The organism is Sphingopyxis sp. CCNWLW2 (genome assembly GCF_037095755.1).
Classification (GTDB): Bacteria; Pseudomonadota; Alphaproteobacteria; order Sphingomonadales; family Sphingomonadaceae; genus Sphingopyxis.
The window spans coordinates 1,867,033-1,884,573 of sequence record NZ_JBAWKJ010000001.1 but is presented as its reverse complement, the minus strand read 5'-3'; the positions used below and the strand labels follow the sequence as shown (position 1 = coordinate 1,884,573).

General features: G+C 66.3%; 20 protein-coding genes. 9 read left to right on the top strand and 11 right to left on the bottom strand.

Annotated elements, in window-relative coordinates; all coding sequences use genetic code 11:
* Positions 1-29: 29 nt before the first annotated feature.
* From leuC to V8J55_RS08880, 5 genes are all read left to right on the top strand, one after another.
* Positions 30-1,460, top strand: a complete 1,431-nt coding sequence (gene leuC / locus V8J55_RS08900) for a 3-isopropylmalate dehydratase large subunit (RefSeq protein WP_336445264.1) — start codon at positions 30-32, stop codon at positions 1,458-1,460.
* Positions 1,457-2,047 (top strand): 3-isopropylmalate dehydratase small subunit, encoded by a 591-nt coding sequence (leuD, locus tag V8J55_RS08895; protein ID WP_336445263.1) that lies wholly within the window; start codon positions 1,457-1,459, stop codon positions 2,045-2,047. The genes leuC and leuD overlap by 4 nt, the downstream gene beginning before the upstream one ends.
* A gap of 30 nt (positions 2,048-2,077) precedes the next feature.
* A complete protein-coding gene (locus V8J55_RS08890; protein ID WP_336445262.1) occupies positions 2,078-3,073 on the top strand; it encodes an NADPH:quinone oxidoreductase family protein in 996 nt (331 codons plus the stop codon).
* Between the two features lie 65 nt (positions 3,074-3,138).
* On the top strand, positions 3,139-3,351 hold the full coding sequence (locus V8J55_RS08885) for a DUF167 domain-containing protein (protein ID WP_294048670.1): 213 nt from the start codon (positions 3,139-3,141) through the stop codon (positions 3,349-3,351).
* 71 nt (positions 3,352-3,422) lie between these two features.
* Positions 3,423-3,716, top strand: a complete 294-nt coding sequence (locus V8J55_RS08880) for a hypothetical protein (RefSeq protein ID WP_058539654.1) — start codon at positions 3,423-3,425, stop codon at positions 3,714-3,716.
* A gap of 64 nt (positions 3,717-3,780) precedes the next feature.
* On the opposite strand, the gene sdhA is transcribed toward V8J55_RS08880, so the two are convergent.
* The 6 genes from sdhA to ald form a co-directional block, all read right to left on the bottom strand.
* The gene (gene sdhA, locus V8J55_RS08875) at positions 3,781-5,583 is read right to left on the bottom strand and encodes a succinate dehydrogenase flavoprotein subunit (RefSeq protein WP_336445261.1); all 1,803 of its coding nucleotides are present in this window, start codon (positions 5,581-5,583) and stop codon (positions 3,781-3,783) included.
* Between the two features lies 1 nt (position 5,584).
* Positions 5,585-5,992, bottom strand: coding sequence for a succinate dehydrogenase, hydrophobic membrane anchor protein (gene sdhD / locus V8J55_RS08870; protein WP_336445260.1), 408 nt, complete (start codon positions 5,990-5,992; stop codon positions 5,585-5,587).
* Complete coding sequence (gene sdhC / locus V8J55_RS08865) at positions 5,992-6,366, bottom strand: succinate dehydrogenase, cytochrome b556 subunit (RefSeq protein ID WP_443030794.1); 375 nt, start codon at positions 6,364-6,366, stop codon at positions 5,992-5,994. The genes sdhD and sdhC overlap by 1 nt, the downstream gene beginning before the upstream one ends.
* Before the next feature lie 180 nt (positions 6,367-6,546).
* Positions 6,547-7,614, bottom strand: a complete 1,068-nt coding sequence (locus V8J55_RS08860) for an alpha/beta hydrolase family protein (RefSeq protein WP_336445258.1) — start codon at positions 7,612-7,614, stop codon at positions 6,547-6,549.
* A gap of 40 nt (positions 7,615-7,654) precedes the next feature.
* The gene (locus tag V8J55_RS08855) at positions 7,655-7,894 is read right to left on the bottom strand and encodes a hypothetical protein (RefSeq protein ID WP_336445257.1); all 240 of its coding nucleotides are present in this window, start codon (positions 7,892-7,894) and stop codon (positions 7,655-7,657) included.
* Between the two features lie 20 nt (positions 7,895-7,914).
* Positions 7,915-9,030 carry an alanine dehydrogenase gene (gene ald / locus V8J55_RS08850; protein WP_336445256.1) on the bottom strand — a complete coding sequence of 372 codons (1,116 nt, stop codon included), beginning with the start codon at positions 9,028-9,030 and terminating at the stop codon, positions 7,915-7,917.
* 158 nt (positions 9,031-9,188) lie between these two features.
* On the opposite strand from ald, the gene V8J55_RS08845 reads away from it, so the two are divergent.
* The 4 genes from V8J55_RS08845 (at position 9,189) to V8J55_RS08830 (ending at position 12,888) form a co-directional block, all read left to right on the top strand.
* Entirely contained in the window at positions 9,189-9,656 is a 468-nt protein-coding gene (locus V8J55_RS08845; RefSeq protein WP_336445255.1) for an Lrp/AsnC family transcriptional regulator, read from the top strand.
* A 105-nt stretch (positions 9,657-9,761) separates the two neighbouring features.
* Complete coding sequence (locus V8J55_RS08840; RefSeq protein ID WP_336445254.1) at positions 9,762-11,114, top strand: methyl-accepting chemotaxis protein; 1,353 nt, start codon at positions 9,762-9,764, stop codon at positions 11,112-11,114.
* A 109-nt stretch (positions 11,115-11,223) separates the two neighbouring features.
* A complete protein-coding gene (locus V8J55_RS08835) occupies positions 11,224-11,916 on the top strand; it encodes an SDR family NAD(P)-dependent oxidoreductase (protein WP_336445253.1) in 693 nt (230 codons plus the stop codon).
* Positions 11,917-12,888, top strand: a complete 972-nt coding sequence (locus tag V8J55_RS08830) for a 50S ribosomal protein L11 methyltransferase (protein ID WP_336445252.1) — start codon at positions 11,917-11,919, stop codon at positions 12,886-12,888.
* Positions 12,889-12,924: 36 nt separating this feature from the next.
* Here the strand turns inward: V8J55_RS08830 and phhA are convergent, their stop codons facing one another.
* From phhA to V8J55_RS08805, 5 genes are all read right to left on the bottom strand, one after another.
* Entirely contained in the window at positions 12,925-13,794 is an 870-nt protein-coding gene (gene phhA / locus V8J55_RS08825; protein ID WP_336445251.1) for a phenylalanine 4-monooxygenase, read from the bottom strand.
* A gap of 39 nt (positions 13,795-13,833) precedes the next feature.
* Positions 13,834-14,454, bottom strand: a complete 621-nt coding sequence (locus tag V8J55_RS08820) for a molybdenum ABC transporter ATP-binding protein (protein WP_336445250.1) — start codon at positions 14,452-14,454, stop codon at positions 13,834-13,836.
* Positions 14,444-15,139: a molybdate ABC transporter permease subunit gene (gene modB, locus V8J55_RS08815; protein WP_336445248.1), complete on the bottom strand. Its 696-nt coding sequence runs from the start codon at positions 15,137-15,139 to the stop codon at positions 14,444-14,446. The genes V8J55_RS08820 and modB overlap by 11 nt, the downstream gene beginning before the upstream one ends.
* Positions 15,140-15,405: 266 nt before the next feature.
* Positions 15,406-16,170 carry a molybdate ABC transporter substrate-binding protein gene (gene modA, locus V8J55_RS08810; protein WP_336445247.1) on the bottom strand — a complete coding sequence of 255 codons (765 nt, stop codon included), beginning with the start codon at positions 16,168-16,170 and terminating at the stop codon, positions 15,406-15,408.
* A gap of 7 nt (positions 16,171-16,177) precedes the next feature.
* The gene (locus tag V8J55_RS08805; RefSeq protein ID WP_336445246.1) at positions 16,178-17,530 is read right to left on the bottom strand and encodes a PepSY-associated TM helix domain-containing protein; all 1,353 of its coding nucleotides are present in this window, start codon (positions 17,528-17,530) and stop codon (positions 16,178-16,180) included.
* Positions 17,531-17,541 lie beyond the last annotated feature (11 nt).

Genomic DNA, 17,541 nt, shown 5'->3' with positions numbered 1-17,541 from the left:
TTGTTGTCGCGCAGGCTTAAGTGAACCGCATGACTCGGCCCCGCACCCTTTATGAGAAAATCTGGGACGCGCATGTCGTCGAACAGCGCCCCGATGCCACTTGCCTGATCTTCATCGACCGTCACCTTGTCCATGAAGTCACCAGCCCGCAGGCCTTTGCCGGGCTTCGCGCGAGCGGCCGCATGGTGCGCCGCCCCGATCTTACGATTGCGGTGCCCGACCATAATGTGCCGACGACGCCGCGGCTCGATGCGGCGGGCAACAAGCTGCCGATCGCCGACCCCGAAAGCGCGGCGCAATTGGCGGCGCTCGAGAAGAACGCGCCCGAATTCGGCATCCGCTACATCGACGCGACGGCGCCCGAGCAAGGCATCGTCCATGTCGTCGGCCCCGAGCAGGGCTTTTCGCTGCCCGGCACGACGATCGTTTGCGGCGACAGCCACACCGCATGCCACGGCGGCATCGGCGCGCTCGCCTTCGGCATCGGGACCAGCGAGGTCGAGCATGTGCTCGCGACGCAAACCTTGCTGCTCCAGCCGTCGAAGACGATGGAAGTGCGCGTCGAGGGCGAAGTCGGCCCCGGCGTCAGCGCGAAGGACATCATCCTCCACATCACCGGCGTCATCGGCGCCGCGGGCGGCACCGGCCATGTCATCGAATATACTGGCAGCGCGATCCGCGCGCTCAGCGTCGAGGGCCGGCTGACGGTCAGCAATATGGCGATCGAAGGCGGCGCGCGCGCCGGGCTGATCGCGCCCGACGAGACGACCTTCGCGTACCTCAAGGGCCGCCCCTATGCGCCGAAGGGTGCCGACTGGGATGCCGCGGTCGCTTACTGGAAAAGCCTCGCGACCGATCCGGGCGCGACCTATAACAAGAGTGTCGTCATCGACGCCGCCGACATCGCGCCGAGCGTCACATGGGGCACCAGCCCCGAGGATGTCGTGCCGATCACCGGCGTCGTCCCCGCGCCCGAAAGCTTCGCCGACCCGTCGAAGCAAGCCGCCGCGGCCAAATCGCTCGCGTACATGGGCCTTGAGCCCGGCACGCGGATGCAGGATGTGCCGGTCGAGAATATCTTCATCGGCAGCTGCACCAACAGCCGCATCGAGGATCTGCGCGCCGCCGCCGCAGTGATCAAGGGCCGCCACAAGGCCGACAATGTCAAATGGGCGATCGTCGTCCCCGGATCGGGGCTGGTGAAAGCGCAGGCCGAGGCCGAGGGGCTCGACCGCATCTTCACCGACGCCGGCCTCGAATGGCGCGAGCCCGGCTGTTCGGCGTGCCTCGCGATGAACCCCGACAAGGTGCCCGCGGGCGAACGCTGCGCCTCGACGAGCAACCGCAATTTTGTCGGCCGTCAAGGTCCCGGCGCGCGCACGCACCTCGTCAGCCCCGCGATGGCGGCGGCGGCGGCGGTGACGGGCAAGCTGACCGATGTGCGGGAGTTGATGGCATGACCCCGCTCGACAAGGTCGAAGGCCGCGCGATCCCGTTCGGGCTCAAGAATGTCGATACCGACGTCATCATCCCCGCGCACTGGCTGAAGACGACGACGCGCGAGGGCATGGGGCGCGGTGCGTTCGAAAGCCTGCGCGCCGATCCCGACAATCTGTTCGACAGCGCCGATTTCAAGGGCGCGCCGATCCTGATCGCGGGCGATAATTTCGGATGCGGGTCGAGCCGCGAACATGCCGCATGGGCGCTCGGCGACCTTGGCATCCGCGTCGTGATTGCGCCCTCTTACTCGGACATCTTCTCGGGCAATGCGGTGAAGAACGGCATCCTTCCCGTCGTGCTGCCGCAGGCGGCGATCGACCGGTTGATGGAGGTCGCGGCGACCGATCCGGTTTTCGTCGACCTCGAGCACCAGACGGTGACGACGCAGTTTCAGGACCGTTTCAGCTTCGAGATCGACCCGTTCCGCAAGATGTGCCTGCTCGAAGGGCTCGACGAGATTTCACTGACCGAAAAGAGCGATGCGGCGATCGGCGCCTATGAAAAGCAGCTCGACGCCGACCGGCCATGGATGCGCCCGGCGGCATAAGGCTCAACGAACACCATAGAGGAGAAGATGATGAAGGCTCTCTTGTCGACCGCAACCGGCGGCCCCGAAACGCTCACATTGGGCGAATTGCCGCGCCCGACCGCGGGCAAGGGCCAGATCGTGATCGATGTGAAGGCCTGCGCGGTCAACTTCCCCGACGTGCTGATCATCGAAGATAAATATCAGTTCCGCCCCGAACGCCCCTTCGCCCCCGGCGGCGAAGTCGCGGGGCTCGTTGCCGAGGTCGGCGAGGGCGTGACCGAGTTCAAGGTCGGCGACCGTGTGATCGCGGGCTGCGGCAATGGCGGCATGTCCGAAGCCGTCGCGGTGTCGGTGCACAATGTCTATCACCTGCCCGAAGCGCATGATTTCGCCGCGGGCGCCTCGCTGCTGATGACCTATGGCACCAGCATCCATGCGCTCGTCGATCGCGGGCATATCGAGGAAGGCGACACCTTGCTGGTGCTCGGCGCATCGGGCGGCGTCGGCATCGCCGCGGTCGAGCTGGGCAAGGCCTTCGGCGCGCGCGTCGTCGCCGGCGTGTCGAGCAAGGAAAAGGCCGACATCGCGCGTCAGGCGGGCGCCGACGAGGTCGTCGTCTATGGTCGCCAGCCGTTCGACAAGGACCAGTCGAAGGAGCTGGCGAACAAGTTCAAGGAAGCCGTTGGCCCGAATGGCGCGAACGTCATCTATGACGCGGTCGGCGGCGATTATGCCGAGCCCGCGCTGCGTTCGATCGCGTGGGAAGGCCGCTACCTCGTCGTCGGTTTCCCCGCGGGCATTCCGCGCCTGCCGCTCAACCTCACTTTGCTCAAGAGCTGCGACGTCGCGGGCGTGTTCTGGGGCGCTTTTGTGGCCCGCGAACCCGCGCGCAACCGCGCCAATATCGCGCGACTGTTCCAGCTGTGGGAACAGGGCAAGATCAAGCCGCGGGTGACCGAGAGCTTTGCCCTCGCCGACGGCGGCAAGGCGATCGCCAAGCTCGGCGACCGGACGGCGGTCGGCAAGCTGGTCGTCACCGTCTGAAATATCGGCCCGACCCGGCGCTGACCGAAGCGCTCAGCGCACGCGCCGCATCGGGACGGATTGCAGTGCGGGTCACGCCCGGCGCGCGGCACGACGAGATTCGGGTCGAGGGCGAAACCGTGCATATCCGCGTTACGTCCCCGCCCGCCGACGGCGCCGCGAACGACGCGGTGCTGCGCCTGCTCGCCGCGGCGCTCGGCCGCCCGCCGCGCGATTTGACGCTGCTTCGCGGGGCGAGCGCGCGCATCAAATTGATCGGGATTGCGACGAGCCGATAGTACCGGGTTAACCAATTGGCAGGAGCTGGGCGCTATAGCTACGAGCAGGACTAGCTGGGCCAAGGTGGATCATGGCAAAACGCCGATCGACAAGCGAAGAGGGAGACGCGAGTATCGCGAATATTTCGCGTACCCGCCGCGCACAGCTTGTCGCCGAATTCGAAGGCGAGCTGGGTATCGACTATAAGGCCCGCGCCAGGGCCGAAGAGGCCGAGCGCCGCTGGATCGCCCGCAAGACCTTTATCGTCTGGACGATCGCCGTGATGTTCTTTGCCATCGCGTGCCAGAAATTGTGGATCATGGGCAACGACGTCGATGTGCCCTTTTCCGACATCAACCCGGTGCGCAGCCTGTTCGGCGAATGACAGGCCGATAATCGAACGAACGGGGCCGCGATCGCTCGCGACCCCGCTTATCCGCTAAAACCGATCAGTAAACGCGCGCCTTCGGCTTGATATATTCGACGTCGTCCGACAGCGTATATTCGTGGACCGGGCGGTAATCGAGGCGGACGCCGCCGCCCTTGCCGCCCCAGCCGTCGAACCAGCTGATCGTGTGCTTCATCCAGTTCGCGTCGTCGCGGTTCGGGAAATCTTCGTGCGCGTGGGCGCCGCGGCTTTCCTTGCGGTTGAACGCCGAATGCATCGTCACCGTCGCCTGCGCGATGAGGTTGTCGAGCTCGAGCGTTTCGATGAGGTCGGTGTTCCAGATCAGGCTGCGGTCGGTGACATGGACGTCGTTCATCCGCTGATAGGTCTTGGTGAGCTTTTCCTTGCCCTCCGCCATCAGTTCGTCGGTGCGGAACACCGCGGCATGGGCCGACATCGCGCGCTGCATCTCGGTACGGATTTCCGCGGTTGGCGAGCCGCCATTGGCATTGCGGAAATGATCGAGGCGGCTGAGTGCCAGGTCGGCGCTGTCCTTGGGCAGCGCAGCCTGTGCGGCGCCGGGCTTCAGGATTTCCTTGAGGCGATGGCCGGTCGCGCGGCCGAAGACGACGAGGTCGATCAGGCTGTTCGAGCCGAGACGGTTCGCGCCATGGACAGACACGCACGCGGCTTCGCCGACCGCGAACAGTCCGGGGACGACGGTGTCGGGGCCATCCTTGCCCAAGGTCACGACTTCGCCGTGATAGTTACAGGGGATGCCGCCCATATTGTAATGGACGGTCGGCACGACGGGGAGCGGCTGGCGCGTCAGGTCGACGCCCGCGAAAATCTTGCCGCTCTCGGTGATGCCGGGCAGGCGCTCGGCCAGCACCGCGGGATCGATATGGTCGAGGTGCAGATAGATATGGTCGTTGTCCGCGCCGACGCCGCGGCCTTCGCGGATTTCGAGCGCCATCGAACGCGACACGACGTCGCGCGACGCGAGATCCTTTGCCGAGGGGGCATAGCGTTCCATGAAACGCTCGCCTTCGGAGTTCGTCAAATAGCCGCCCTCGCCGCGCGCACCCTCGGTGATGAGGACGCCGGCCCCGTAGATGCCGGTCGGGTGGAACTGAACGAATTCCATGTCCTGCAAAGGCAGGCCGGCGCGCAGCACCATGCCGCCGCCGTCACCGGTGCAGGTGTGGGCTGACGTGGCGGTGAAATAGCAGCGGCCGTAGCCCCCCGTCGCGAGCACGACGGCCTGGCTGCGGAAGCGGTGGATGCTGCCATCTTCGAGGCACATCGCGATGACGCCGCGGCAGGCGCCATTTTCCATGATCAGGTCGAGCGCGAAATATTCGACGAAGAAGTCGGCGTCATATTTCAGCGACTGCTGATAGAGCGCGTGCAGCATCGCATGACCCGTGCGGTCGGCCGCGGCGGCGGTGCGCTGCACCGGCGGGCCTTCGCCCATATTCTGCATATGGCCGCCAAAGGGGCGCTGGTAGATGGTGCCGTCGGCGTTGCGCGAAAACGGCACGCCGGCATGCTCGAGCTCGTAGACCGCGTTCGGCGCTTCGCGCACCATATATTCGATCGCGTCCTGGTCGCCGAGCCAGTCGGACCCCTTGACGGTGTCGTACATATGCCATTGCCAATGGTCGGGCGAATTGTTGCCGAGCGAAGCGGCGATGCCGCCCTGCGCCGCGACGGTGTGGCTGCGCGTGGGGAACACCTTGGTGATGCACGCGGTCTTGAGGCCGGCTTCGGCGCTGCCCATCGTGGCGCGCAGGCCCGAGCCACCGGCACCGACGACGACGGTGTCATAGATATGATCGATGATCTTGTAGGCGTCGGTCATCTTACATGCCCCCCGGAGCGAGCCCGGTGGCGGGCGCAAGCACGATACGGACAATGGCGAAAATGCCGTAAGCGGCGCCGCCGATCGCGTAGAAGTTGAGAAGGACGAGCGACAGCAGGCGCGTCGCCTCGCCGTGGACATAGTCCTCGATCAGTACCGTCAGGCCAAGCCGCAGGTGCCAGAAGACGCTGACCACCATCAGGATCAGCGCGAGCGCGGCGGTGGGGTTCGATGCCCAGCGCAGCACCGCAGCATGATCGCCGAGCGGCAGACGGACCAGCGAAACGAACAGGAAGCCGACGAGAAGGATGTTGGCGAGTGCGGTCAGCCGCTGTTGCAGCCAGTGGTGCGAGCCATGCCCCGACGAGCCGAGCCCGCGGACCTTGCCGAGATGCGTGCCATTGCCCATCAGAGTGCCCCCGCCATGATATAGAGCCAGGTCGCGGCGGTCGCGAGCACGCCCGCGGTGATCACGGCGATCGACCACAGCTTGTTGGTCTTCAGTTCGTAACCCGCACCCGTATCGAGCACGAAGTGGCGCAGCCCCGAAAAGAGATGCTGGAAAAAGGCCCAGGTCAGGCCGACAAGTACGACCTTGCCGACGATATTGGTGATCTGGTGAACGATGCCGATCTCCGGGCTGGGATCGTGCCAGACGCAGGCGAGGAATGCGGCATAAGCGTCGGGACCGGCCGCGAGCGCGCCAAGCCACCAGAGGAACATGCACGCACCGACGATCGCGAGACCGTCACCGCTCGCGCGATGAAGGATCGAGACCGCCATCGCGGGGGTCCATTTATATACCTGCAAATGCGGGGAGCGCGGACGCGCACTCGGTTCGTTGCCAGCCATATCAGCCCTGTCTTGACTCTAAACGGTCGATGCGGTGCCGGTTAAGCCTTCCCGCCGCGATATGCAATTGCTTAGGAGCATAGGCAAAAAAATCGCCGTCTTTCGCGATATTCAGCGCGTCACATACCCGTTGAGCGCGAGCCAGCTTGCAAGGATAGCCATATATTCGGACGAATCCGGTCGTTCGGTGCCGTCGTGCTTGGGATCGAGCGAGATTTTCTGATCGGCCGACATCTGCATCGCGTGATCGGCGCCCGCGATGCTGTGCACCGTCAGTTTCGGCATCTGCGCCGCGACCGCCTTCAGGCGCTCGACCGAGACGGCGACCGGCACCACCGCATCGTCGGCGCCGTACAGGACGAGCGTCGGCACGCTGACCGCCGACAGATTCTTCAGCGGATCATTCTCGATCTCGCGGCGCCAGCCCGAAACCGCGCGGTCGCGGATCGTTTCGCCCATATAGGTATATTTGAACCACGGCTGCGTCTTGGCCGCGTCGATCATTTTCTGCGCGGCTTCGCGGCTGCCGGTTCCGCGCATATAATCGTCGACCGCCTTTCGCGTCGCGGTCATCTGGTCGATCTCGGCCTGCGAATGGCCGTTCGCCCTCAGATGGTTGGTCGAGGAGAAGAGCATCTGCACGTCGGCGGTGACGACCGGCGCCGATACCGCGATCACAAAGGCGATATCGGGGCTGCGCGACGCCGCCAGCGGCGATATCCAGCCGCCCTGGCTCAGCCCCCAGGTTCCGATGCGTTTCGCGTCGATGCGCGGATCGCGCTTCAGGCTCTGCGCCGCGGCAATGGCATCGTCGGCGAGGACGGCGAAATCGCCGCCGGCGGTCTTCGTGCCCGACTGGCCCGAACCGCGCCGGTCATAGACGAAAACCGCGATTCCGAGCGCCGGCAAGGCGGTCTTGAGATGGTCGTAAAGCGACGCGCCGCGAAGCGGCGACGACGCGCTGTGCGTCACGACGACCGCCGCCACCGGCTTGGTGCTCGCCGGCAGGATGAGCGTTCCCGACAGTTCGGTGTCGCCGCTCCTGAAACGGCGTTCCTCGGTGACGACCTGCGTCGTCGCCGGAGCGGTCCATGGAAAAGCAGGCGCGGGCGCCGCGACCGTCGGCTGGAACCCGGCGAACCCGGCGGCGGCAGCGCAAAGGGCGGTGATCATCCGCATCAGGGAGCCCCCGGCCCGGCAGCGAGCACGGGGGCATGCGTCACTTGATCTTGCCGCGGTTCGCATAGAGCAAGGCCGCGATCACAGCGGCCGAGCCGATGCCGAGGCCCGCGGCCGCCGCGGTCTTCCAGCCGCGCTTGCCCTTGGCCGCTTCCTCATCGGCCGCCTGCGCCGCCTCGGCGGCTTCGCGCTGCTGCTGGCGCTCGCGCGCGGCGCGCAGCACTTCATTTTCTTCCTGCTCGTCGTCGTGCGGCGGGGGAGGTGGCACTTGGTCGGTCATCGTCTCTCTTGTCCTTGTCGTCAGGCGAGCGCCTGATCAACAGGCACATAATCGGTTCCGATCGCTTCGGCTACGGCCTCGAACGTCACCTTACCATTCCAAACGTTCAAACCCTGCGCAAGATGCACGTCGCGCTTCAAAGCCTCTTTCCAGCCGAGGTCGGCGATGCGCAGCGCGTGCGGCAGCGTGACATTATTGAGCGCATAGGTGCTGGTGCGCGCGACCGCGCCGGGCATGTTCGCGACCGCATAATGGACGATGCCGTCGACGACGTACGTCGGGTCGGCATGGGTCGTCGCGTGGCTGGTTTCGAAGCAGCCGCCCTGGTCGATCGCGACGTCGACGAGAACCGAGCCGGGGCGCATCGTGCCGAGCATCTCGCGCGTGACGAGCTTCGGCGCCTCGGCACCCGGGATCAGCACCGCGCCGATGACGAGATCGGCCTCGGCGACGCATTCGGCGAGGTTGGCGCGGTTCGAGAACCGCGTCTTGGCGCGCGCCTCGAAGAAAGTGCCGACGCGTTCGAGCACTTCGGGGTCGCGGTCGAGGATGGTAACGTCGGCGCCGAGGCCCGCCGCCATCTGCGCCGCGTTGAAGCCGACGACGCCGCCGCCGATCACGCAGATCTTGCCCGGCGCCACGCCGGGCACGCCGCCGAGCAGCACGCCGCGGCCGCCGTGCGCCTTTTCGAGCGCGGTCGCACCCGCCTGGATCGACATGCGCCCCGCGACCTGACTCATCGGCTTCAGCAGCGGCAGGCCGCCGTGCGGGCTGGTGACGGTTTCATAGGCGATGCACACCGCGCCCGACGCCATCAGGTCGCGCGTCTGGTCGGGATCGGGCGCGAGGTGGAGATAGGTGTAAAGGATCTGCCCGGGGCGCAGCATCGCGCGCTCGACGGGCTGCGGTTCCTTGACCTTTACGACCATTTCGCAGGTCGCGAAAATCTCTTCGGCACTCTGGACGATTTCGGCGCCCGCCTCGATGTAGAAACGGTCGTGCGCGCCGATCCCCTCGCCCGCGCCGGTCTGCACCAGCACGCGGTGGCCGTGAACGACGAGTTCGCGCGCGCTCTCGGGGGTCAGGCCGACGCGATATTCGTGATTCTTGATTTCCTTGGGGGTGCCGATGATCATGGTCGCTCTCCGAATATGGGTGTCATCGGCGATCGATTATTGCCGCCGAAAACTTGTCGGCGCTTTTAGCAGAAAACAGGTGCGAGGTGCTTGCATATCCCTCGCGGATTCGCGAGACTATTGCACAAATTTTGCGTGAAATGGACCAAGGGCGCAATATGATTGATCGGATCGACACAAAGCTGCTCGACTTGCTGCAACGACATGGCCCGCGCCCTGCCGCCGAGCTGGGGGAGATCGTCGGGCTGTCGGCATCGGCATGCCACCGGCGTATCCGCGCGCTGGAGGCGGCGGGGATCATCACCGGCTACACCGCCCGGCTGAATCCCGAGAGCATCGGGCTGGGGCTCGACGTGTTCGTCGACATCAGCCTGACGTCGCAGAGCGAGGAGGCGCTGACCGCGTTCGAGAGCGCGGTGAAGAGTTTCGACGAGATCCTCGAATGCCAATTGCTGTCGGGGGCGTCGGATTACCGGCTGCGCGTCGCGGCGCGCAACGTCGCCGATTTCGACCGGCTGCACCGCCACTGCCTGTCGCGCCTGCCCGGGGTTGCGGCGATGCACAGCGCCTTTGCGCTGCGCACGATCAAGGCATTTGTGGGCTATCCGGTTCCAGCAGCGAGTTAACACCGCTTTTACCATTTCTACCGCATATCCCGTTCACCAGTTTCATGGGACGCATGCGGGCGGCAGACCCGCGCGCCTTTTGGGTCGATCAGGGAAGCCAAGATCATGGTGAAGGAAAATCCGATTCATAAGCAGCAGATCGATCCGGTGCCGATGGCCGATCGCTTTTCCTTTTACGACCTCGACGGGCGCCTTGTCGCCAATGCCGCGGAAATTCACAGCATCATCGCCGGGCGCGAGGAAGCAATCGCCAAAGCCTATTGGGACGCGTTCAACACGCTGCCCAGCGTCGACCGCCGCGTCGAGGGTGAGCTTTTCGAATCCTATGTCCGCGGCAGCGCGCGCCACACCGTGGCCAAATATGCCGACGCCGCGGGCCAGGAGGTCGCGACAATCGCGTGCCAGAATGCCCATATGGCGCGGCGCGTGAAGCTGCCGCTCGCATCGGTGATGTCGTGCATCGCCGAAAGCCAGCGGCTGACGATCGAATATGTCGTCGAGGCCTGTTTCGGCGACGCCGAACGGCTGGCGCGGCTGACGAGCGCGGTGAACCGCCTCGCGCTGCTCGAATTCGACATCATGCAGCGCTACGCGAACAAACTCGACCGCGCGGTCTTTTCGAGCGAGCGGCAGGCGCTCGCGGGCGATTTCGACCGCTCGATCGCGTCGCTGGTGCAGGACACCGATGGGGTGCGCGAACAGCTCGCCAAGCAGGCGGCCTCGGCCGACCAGGCGGCGAAGGGCATGATCGCCAAGACCAGCGAAGTCGCCGCCGCCTCCGAACAATCGGCGATGGCGATGCGCGAAGCCGCATCGACCGCCGCGGGCCTGATCCGCGCAATCGAGGATGCGCGCAGCGAAGTCGAAGCCTCGGCCAGCGTCGCGACGCGCGCATCGGAACAGGCGGGCGAAGCCGTCGCGATGTCGGCGACGCTGTCGCACCATGCCGAATCGATCGAGTCCATTTTGGGCCTGATCCGCGAGATCGCGGGCCAGACCAACCTCCTCGCCCTCAACGCCACGATCGAAGCGGCGCGTGCGGGCGAATCGGGGCGCGGCTTTGCCGTCGTCGCGCAGGAGGTGAAGAGCCTCGCCAACGAAACCGCGCGCGCGACCGACGATATCGCGGGCAAGATCACCGCGATCCAGCAGGCGACGCGCGGGTCGGTGAGCGCCAACGAGTCGATCCAGGCGACGATCGTCGAGGTGCAGACCTCGGCGCAGCGCATCCGCGACGCGATGGACGCGCAGGCGCAGACGGTGACCTCGATCACCGCGGCGGTCGACGAAACCGCACTCGCCGCCGACAGCATGTCGTCGACGATCGCGAGCATCCGCAACGATTCGGGCATGGTCGCAAACGAGATCAGCGTGCTGAGCCAGGAATTCGGCAAGATGGGCGGCCGGTTGCAGCAGCTGGAACAGGCCGCGAGCGAATTCAGCCGCCGGGTGGCCTGAACTGGATGTTCCCCGGCGAAAGCCGGGGCCCAGCTCCTCCCGCGATGGACCCCGGCTTTCGCCGGGGAACAGTCTAGCGTAGCGTAATCCATGCCTCTAAGGCGGAGGCATGAGCACGCATATCCTGATCACCGGGGCGAGCCGCGGCATCGGCGCCGCGATCGCCGAGGCCCTCACCGCCGGTGCGACCCAGGTTGTCGCGCTGTCGAGCGCCGACGGCGACCTGTCCGATCCCGCGACGCCCGACCGGCTGTGGCAGGCAAGCCTCGATAGGCTCGACGGCCGCATCGACGTGCTCGTCAACAATGCCGGCGTGTTCGAGGCAAACCCGCTGGGCGACCCCAACGCCGACTGGCTCGCCAGCTGGAACCGCACGATGCAGGTCAATCTGACCGCGAGCGCGCAACTCTGCCGCCACGCGGTGCTGCACTGGCACGAACGCGGCGCTCCCGGCCGCATCGTCAATATCGCAAGCCGCGCCGCCTATCGCGGCGACAGTCCCGCGCACTGGCATTATGCGGCGTCGAAATCGGGCATGGTCGCGATGACCAAAACGATCGCACGCGCCTATGCGAAGGACGGCATCCTTGCCTTTGCGATCTGCCCCGGTTTCACGATGACGGGCATGGCCGAGGAATATCTGTCGAGCCGCCGCGACGATAAATTGCTCGCCGACATTCCGCTGGGCCGCGTCGCAATGCCCGACGAAGTCGGCGAAATGGCGCGCTGGTGCGCGCTCGATGCCCCCGCGTCGATGACTGGTGCGGTGCTCGACGTCAACGGCGCAAGCTATGTGCGCTAAATGAGCTGGATCGTCTCCCTCCCCTGCACCCGCGACGAAGCCGAAGCGCTGTCGGGCGAAATTCCCGAACTCGACGCCTCGCCCGAGGCGCCGGTTGTCGTGACGCGCGAGATCGACGAGGATGCCGGGCTGTGGCAGCTCGATGCCTATATGGACGACAAGCCCGGGACAGCGCTGCTCAAACTGCTGCAGTCGTTCGTGCCGAGCGCGAAAGGCAAGAAGCCCGTCGTCGCGGAACTGCCCGAAGAGGATTGGGTAACGCTGAGCCAGCAGGGGCTGGAGCCCGTGCAGGCGGGGCGCTTTTTCGTCCACACGAGCAGCTATGCCGACCGCGTGCCCGCGGGCAGCACCCCCTTCCTGATCGACGCGAGCCAGGCGTTCGGCACCGGCGGGCACGACACGACCGCGGGCTGCCTGTCGATGCTCGACCAGCTTGCACGGCAAGGGGCGAGCCCGCGCAATATCGCCGACATTGGCACCGGCACCGGATTGCTCGCCTTCGCCGCGATGGCGCTGTGGCCGCGCGCGAAGACGATCGCGTCGGACATCGATCCCGCGAGCATTTTCGTGACGCGCGACAATGCGGAGATTAACGGCGTGCCATTGGGGCGTGGCGGCGGGCGGCTCGCGCTCGCGGTGGCACCGGGAACCAATCACCCGTCGATCAAGCACCGCGCCCCCTATGACCTGGTCATAGCGAATATCCTTGCCGGACCGCTGATCACCCTCGCCCCCGATATCGCCGCCGCGACCGCACCGGGCGGCCACGCGATCCTCGCCGGGCTGATCGCGCGCCAGATGGAGCCCGTGCTCGCCGCCTACCGCGCGCAGGGCTTTCGCCTCGCCGCGCGCGGTGGCAGCGCCGAATGGCCGTGCCTGTTGCTGGTAAAACGCCGCCGCTACGGCTGGCGCCGCAAGGAACGCGCGTTCCACCGCGCGAGCCCGTCGGATGCAAGCTTCGGCAGCTGGTGACCGTGTTGGCAGCCCTCCCGGCAAGCGGGAAGGAGGTCAGGCTTTCGCCGCCGCATAATCCTGCGTGCCGCGCGTGATCACCTGATCCTCGGGCAATATATCGGCGATCGGAATCGGCGGCAGCGCGGCATTTTTGACATAGAGCGGCGCAAAATCGGTGTTCACCGTCGTGTCGAGCAGCTGATCAAGGCTGTCGATGACGAAATAATTCTGCTGGAAATCGTCGATCCGGTAATCGGTACGCATCACGCGCGCGAGGTCGAAGCCGATGCGGTTCGGGCTGTCCGAATCGAGCGCGAAGACGCTTTCGGCAAAGGAGGAGACGATCCCAGCACCATAGATGCGCAGGCCGCCGGCCTCGCGGATCAGGCCGAATTCGACAGTGTACCAATAGAGCCGCGCGAGCTGTTTGAGCGCGTCGAACTTCAGGCTGCGCAGCCCGCCTTCGCCGTACGCGACCATATAGTCGGCGAACACCGGGTCGGCGAGCATCGGGACATGGCCGAAGACGTCGTGAAAGACGTCGGGTTCCTGCAGATAATCGAGCTGTTCGGGGGTGCGGATGAAATTGCCCGCAGGAAAGCGCCGATTCGCGAGATGATCGAAAAACACCTCGTCGGGAACGAGCCCCGGCACCGCGATCACCTGCCACCCCGTCGCGGCCATCAGCCGCGCGTTGAGCTCGCGATAATCGGGGATGCCGGGCTTTTCGAGGCGCAGCACGTCGATCCCGCGCAGAAAGGCGTCGGCGGCGCGGCCGGGGAGCATGTCCGACTGGCGCGCGAAGAGGCGGTCCCACATCGCATGCTCGTCGGCGGTGAAGGCGTCCCAATTCTGCGGAATCGTCCAGTCGGCCGCGGCACCCGGCGGCGGCGTGTCATGGACATGGGTAAATTGGCTTTCCATGAACAGGCTTCTATCATCAAAGTGGTTTCATGTGAAACTTTATTCGCCAATCTCCACGACCGAGGTCGCGAGCCGGTCGATCTCGGCACGGTCGTGGCTGACATAGAGGATCGGCAGTTTGAGTTCGTCGCGAATCCGCTCGATCACCACCATGATATCGCCGCGCCGCGCGGTGTCGAGCGACGACAGGGGTTCGTCCATCAGCAGGATTTCGGGTCCTGCCAGCAAAGCGCGGCCGATCGCGACGCGCTGCGCCTCGCCCCCCGACAGGCTGTGCGGCCAGCGATCGAGGAGGTGCCCGATGCCGAGGAATTGCACCGCCTCGTCGAGAGTCATCCAACGGTTCGCGGCTGGTACAATGTCATGGCCGTAGGTGAGGTTTGCGCGGACGCGGCGGTGCGGGAAGAGCCGCCCGTCCTGAAAGACATAACCGACGCGGCGCGCCTCGGGCGGCAGGTCGGTGGCGCCATCGAACAGCGTACGGTCGCCGATACGGATATGCCCCCGGTCGGGCCTCAGCAGTCCCGCGACCATGTTGAGCACGCTCGTCTTGCCCGCACCCGATGGGCCGAACAGGGCGGTCAGGCCGGGACCCGCGGTGAAGCGCGCTGCGATGCTGCGGTCGCCGAGGCGCCTGGCGACGTCGATATCAATCGCCATGACGCTGCCTTTCGCCGTGGGTGCGGCGCACGAGCCATTCGGACAGTATCAGCGCACCGAGCGAGAGCGCGACCGAGAGGAGCGCCAGGCGCGTCACCATCGCCTCGCCGCCCGGCACCTGCAGCGCCGAATAGATGGCGAGCGGCAAGGTGCGTGTTTCGCCCGGGATGTTCGAGACGAAGGTGATCGTCGCGCCGAACTCGCCGATCGAGCGCGCGAAGCCGAGCACGAGCGCGGCGAGGATGCCGGGAAGCGCGAGCGGCAGGCTGATCGTCCAGAAACTGTGCCAGGGGCTCGCGCCGAGCGTGCGCGCCGCGCCCTCGAGCCGCCGGTCGACCCCCTCGATCGACAGCCGCATGGCGCGCACCATCAGCGGCAGCGCCATGATCGCCGCGGCGAGCGCGGCGCCGGTCCATCGGAACATCAAACTCACCCCGAACCAGCTTTCGAGCCAGCGGCCAATGGGGCCGAACGGGCCGAAGGCGATGAGCAGCAGCCAGCCGGTGACGACGGGCGGCAGGACGAGCGGCAAATGGACGAGCGCGTCGAGGACGACGCGGCCGGGGAAGCGATGGCGCGCGAGAATCCACGCGAGCGCAAAGGCAATAGGAAGCGTGGCAAGCACCGCGACGCCGCCGACCTTCAGCGACAGCGCGACGATCCCCCATTCCTCGGGTGAGAGCATAGAGGGTCAGGTCCGGCTTGTGACGCGGTCGAGGCGTCGAAATGGCGAAGATATCAGGATCGAGCGGCCGCCGCGGATGGTGGCTCCATCTGCCAGGCCGCGCGGGCCAGAGATCGAAGCCATTTCGGCGTCCCTCCGGGATTTGATCGATTTTGTCCATGGCTGCGTCAGCGAGTCTTGGAATATATTCATATGCCTTCGCCTCGCTTCCTTGCCCTGAACAAAATCGCTTCAAACCTCGACCGCGTCACAAGCCGGACCTGACCCTAAGGCGCCGAGAAGCCGTGGCGCGCGAAGATGGCGCGGCCTTGTTTCGAAAGGAGGAAAGCGCGGAAGCCCGCGGCGTCCCTGCTCCGCGACGCTTTCAGCAGCGCGACGGGGTAGCGGATCGGCGGGTGGCTCGATGCGGGGAAGGTGCCAACGACGCGCACGGCTTTCGACGCGCGCGCGTCGGTCGCGTAGACGATGCCGAGCGGCGCGGCGCCGCGTTCGACGAGCGCCATCGCCGCGCGGACATTCTCGGCGGGGGCGACCTTGGCCGCGACGCCGGCCCAGACGCCGAGATGCGTCAGCGCGGCCTTGGCATATTTGCCCGCGGGCACCGCGTCGGGATCGGCGAGCGCGAGCCGGCCGGTGCCGAGCGCCTTGGCGAGTGCGAAACCGCGCGCCGGGGTCAGGCGGACCTTGCTCGATGCGGGGGCGATCAGCACGAGGCGGTTGCCGAGCAGGGTCGTGCGGGTGCCCGCGCGAAGAAGGCCGGCCTTTGCGACCGCGTCCATCCACTCCTCGTCGGCCGAGAGGAAGAGGTCGGCGGGGGCACCCGCCATGACCTGCCGCGCGAGCGCCGACGAGGCAGCAAAGGAGAGGACGGGTTTGGCGTGCCCCTTCGCCGCCCACGCATTCGCCGCTTCGGTCAGCGATTCCTGCAGGCTTGCCGCCGCGAGCACCACCGGGCCGCGTTCCTGCGCGAAGGCGGTAGGTGCGAGGAGGAGCGCGATGAACGCGATCAGCAGGTGGAGGGCGCGGGTCATGCGCAACCTATAGGCGCGCCGGGGCCTTCGCCGCAACGCCGAGCCAGCCTGCGATCCGCGGAAGGCGCGGAAGGATTAATCGCTCGACGATCCAGAGGAGGATCAACGAGGCGGCGAGCATGGGGAGGAGCGCGGCGAGGATCAGGATCAGCGCGGCGACGGCCCTGAGCTTTGCGGGGTCGCGTGGCTGCGGCGGCGCGCCAAGCGCATCTTCGGGTTTCCGGCGCCGCCACATCAGGAACCCCGAGATCGCGAGGGTGAAGAGCGCAAGCGCGGTCGCGACCCCGATCAACTGGTTGGCGAGGCCGAAGAGCTGCCCTTCATGCCACGCAATGCCGTAGCCGACCGCGCGGTCGATAGCGTGTTTCTCGGCAAAGCCGCTACGCGACACCTCGAGGCTCGTTTCGGGGTCGTAGCTCACCTTGCGCACCTGCGGACGGTTCTGCGTGAGCGTCGTGAGCGTCCAGACATTGCCGTTGGGCGGACCGAAGGCATTGGGTGCGCCCGGCGGCTGGATGATCGCGGGGGCGGGCATATGTTCGCTGCGGGCGCGGAGCACGATATATTCGAGACGCGCTTGCGGAGGCGGTCCGGCGGGCGCGGACTTTGCTATCGCATGATGGTCGTGCGCTGCGTGCGGGTCGGCGCCGCCCTTCCAGTCCTGCACTCCGGAGACCCAACCCATTTCGGCACGTAGCGTGCGAAAACCGCTCGCCCATACCTCGGTCCACGGCAACGCGGTGAAGAGCAGGATCAGCGCCAGGCCCGACACCCAGAAGCCGGTGACGGCGTGGAGATCACGTAGCGCCGCCTGGCCGCCGAGCGAGATGCGCGGCCAGAGCACGCCGGCCGCGCCTCGTCCGCGCGGCCACCAGAGATAGAGACCGGTCAGGATCATCACGATCGCCCAGCTTGCGGCGAGTTCGACGAGCAGACGGCCGATGCGACCGATCAGCAGCGTGCCGTGGATGCGCGAGAGCCACGCCGAGATGCGCTGCTCGGGGTCGGCGGCGCCGATAACCTTGCCTTGGGGTGAAACGGCGATGTCGCGCATGGCGCCGCCCGGCAGGCCGATATGGACGATCGCCGCATCCCCCGTCACCTCGGGGATGCGGTAATAATGAAAGCTGGCACCCGGATTGGCCGCGAGCGCGGCGGCAACTTGCGCATCGGCGTCGACCGCGCCCGCCGCCGGCAGGCCGCGCCACCCGCGTTCCTCCCATCGGTCGAGCTCGGGCTTGAACAGATAGGCCGCGCCCGTCGCCGACAGGAGAAGGATGAAGGGGATGACGAACAGCCCGGCATAGAAATGCCAGCGCCAGATCGTGCGATAGAGCGGAACCCGGTTGCTGTCGGCCATCCCCTGCCCTC

Coding starts and splice junctions, on each gene's coding strand:
- V8J55_RS08890 (WP_336445262.1), top strand. CDS start 2,078: ATGAAGGCTCTCTTGTCGACCGCAACCGGCGGCCCCGAAACGCTCACA.
- V8J55_RS08840 (WP_336445254.1), top strand. CDS start 9,762: ATGGTGAAGGAAAATCCGATTCATAAGCAGCAGATCGATCCGGTGCCG.
- V8J55_RS08880 (WP_058539654.1), top strand. CDS start 3,423: ATGGCAAAACGCCGATCGACAAGCGAAGAGGGAGACGCGAGTATCGCG.
- sdhA (WP_336445261.1), bottom strand. CDS start 5,583: ATGACCGACGCCTACAAGATCATCGATCATATCTATGACACCGTCGTC.
- V8J55_RS08845 (WP_336445255.1), top strand. CDS start 9,189: ATGATTGATCGGATCGACACAAAGCTGCTCGACTTGCTGCAACGACAT.
- modB (WP_336445248.1), bottom strand. CDS start 15,139: ATGCTCTCACCCGAGGAATGGGGGATCGTCGCGCTGTCGCTGAAGGTC.
- V8J55_RS08830 (WP_336445252.1), top strand. CDS start 11,917: ATGAGCTGGATCGTCTCCCTCCCCTGCACCCGCGACGAAGCCGAAGCG.
- leuC (WP_336445264.1), top strand. CDS start 30: ATGACTCGGCCCCGCACCCTTTATGAGAAAATCTGGGACGCGCATGTC.
- sdhC (WP_443030794.1), bottom strand. CDS start 6,366: ATGGCGGTCTCGATCCTTCATCGCGCGAGCGGTGACGGTCTCGCGATC.
- ald (WP_336445256.1), bottom strand. CDS start 9,030: ATGATCATCGGCACCCCCAAGGAAATCAAGAATCACGAATATCGCGTC.
- V8J55_RS08855 (WP_336445257.1), bottom strand. CDS start 7,894: ATGACCGACCAAGTGCCACCTCCCCCGCCGCACGACGACGAGCAGGAA.
- V8J55_RS08860 (WP_336445258.1), bottom strand. CDS start 7,614: ATGCGGATGATCACCGCCCTTTGCGCTGCCGCCGCCGGGTTCGCCGGG.
- V8J55_RS08835 (WP_336445253.1), top strand. CDS start 11,224: ATGAGCACGCATATCCTGATCACCGGGGCGAGCCGCGGCATCGGCGCC.
- V8J55_RS08820 (WP_336445250.1), bottom strand. CDS start 14,454: ATGGCGATTGATATCGACGTCGCCAGGCGCCTCGGCGACCGCAGCATC.
- sdhD (WP_336445260.1), bottom strand. CDS start 5,992: ATGGGCAATGGCACGCATCTCGGCAAGGTCCGCGGGCTCGGCTCGTCG.
- V8J55_RS08805 (WP_336445246.1), bottom strand. CDS start 17,530: ATGGCCGACAGCAACCGGGTTCCGCTCTATCGCACGATCTGGCGCTGG.
- phhA (WP_336445251.1), bottom strand. CDS start 13,794: ATGGAAAGCCAATTTACCCATGTCCATGACACGCCGCCGCCGGGTGCC.
- leuD (WP_336445263.1), top strand. CDS start 1,457: ATGACCCCGCTCGACAAGGTCGAAGGCCGCGCGATCCCGTTCGGGCTC.
- modA (WP_336445247.1), bottom strand. CDS start 16,170: ATGACCCGCGCCCTCCACCTGCTGATCGCGTTCATCGCGCTCCTCCTC.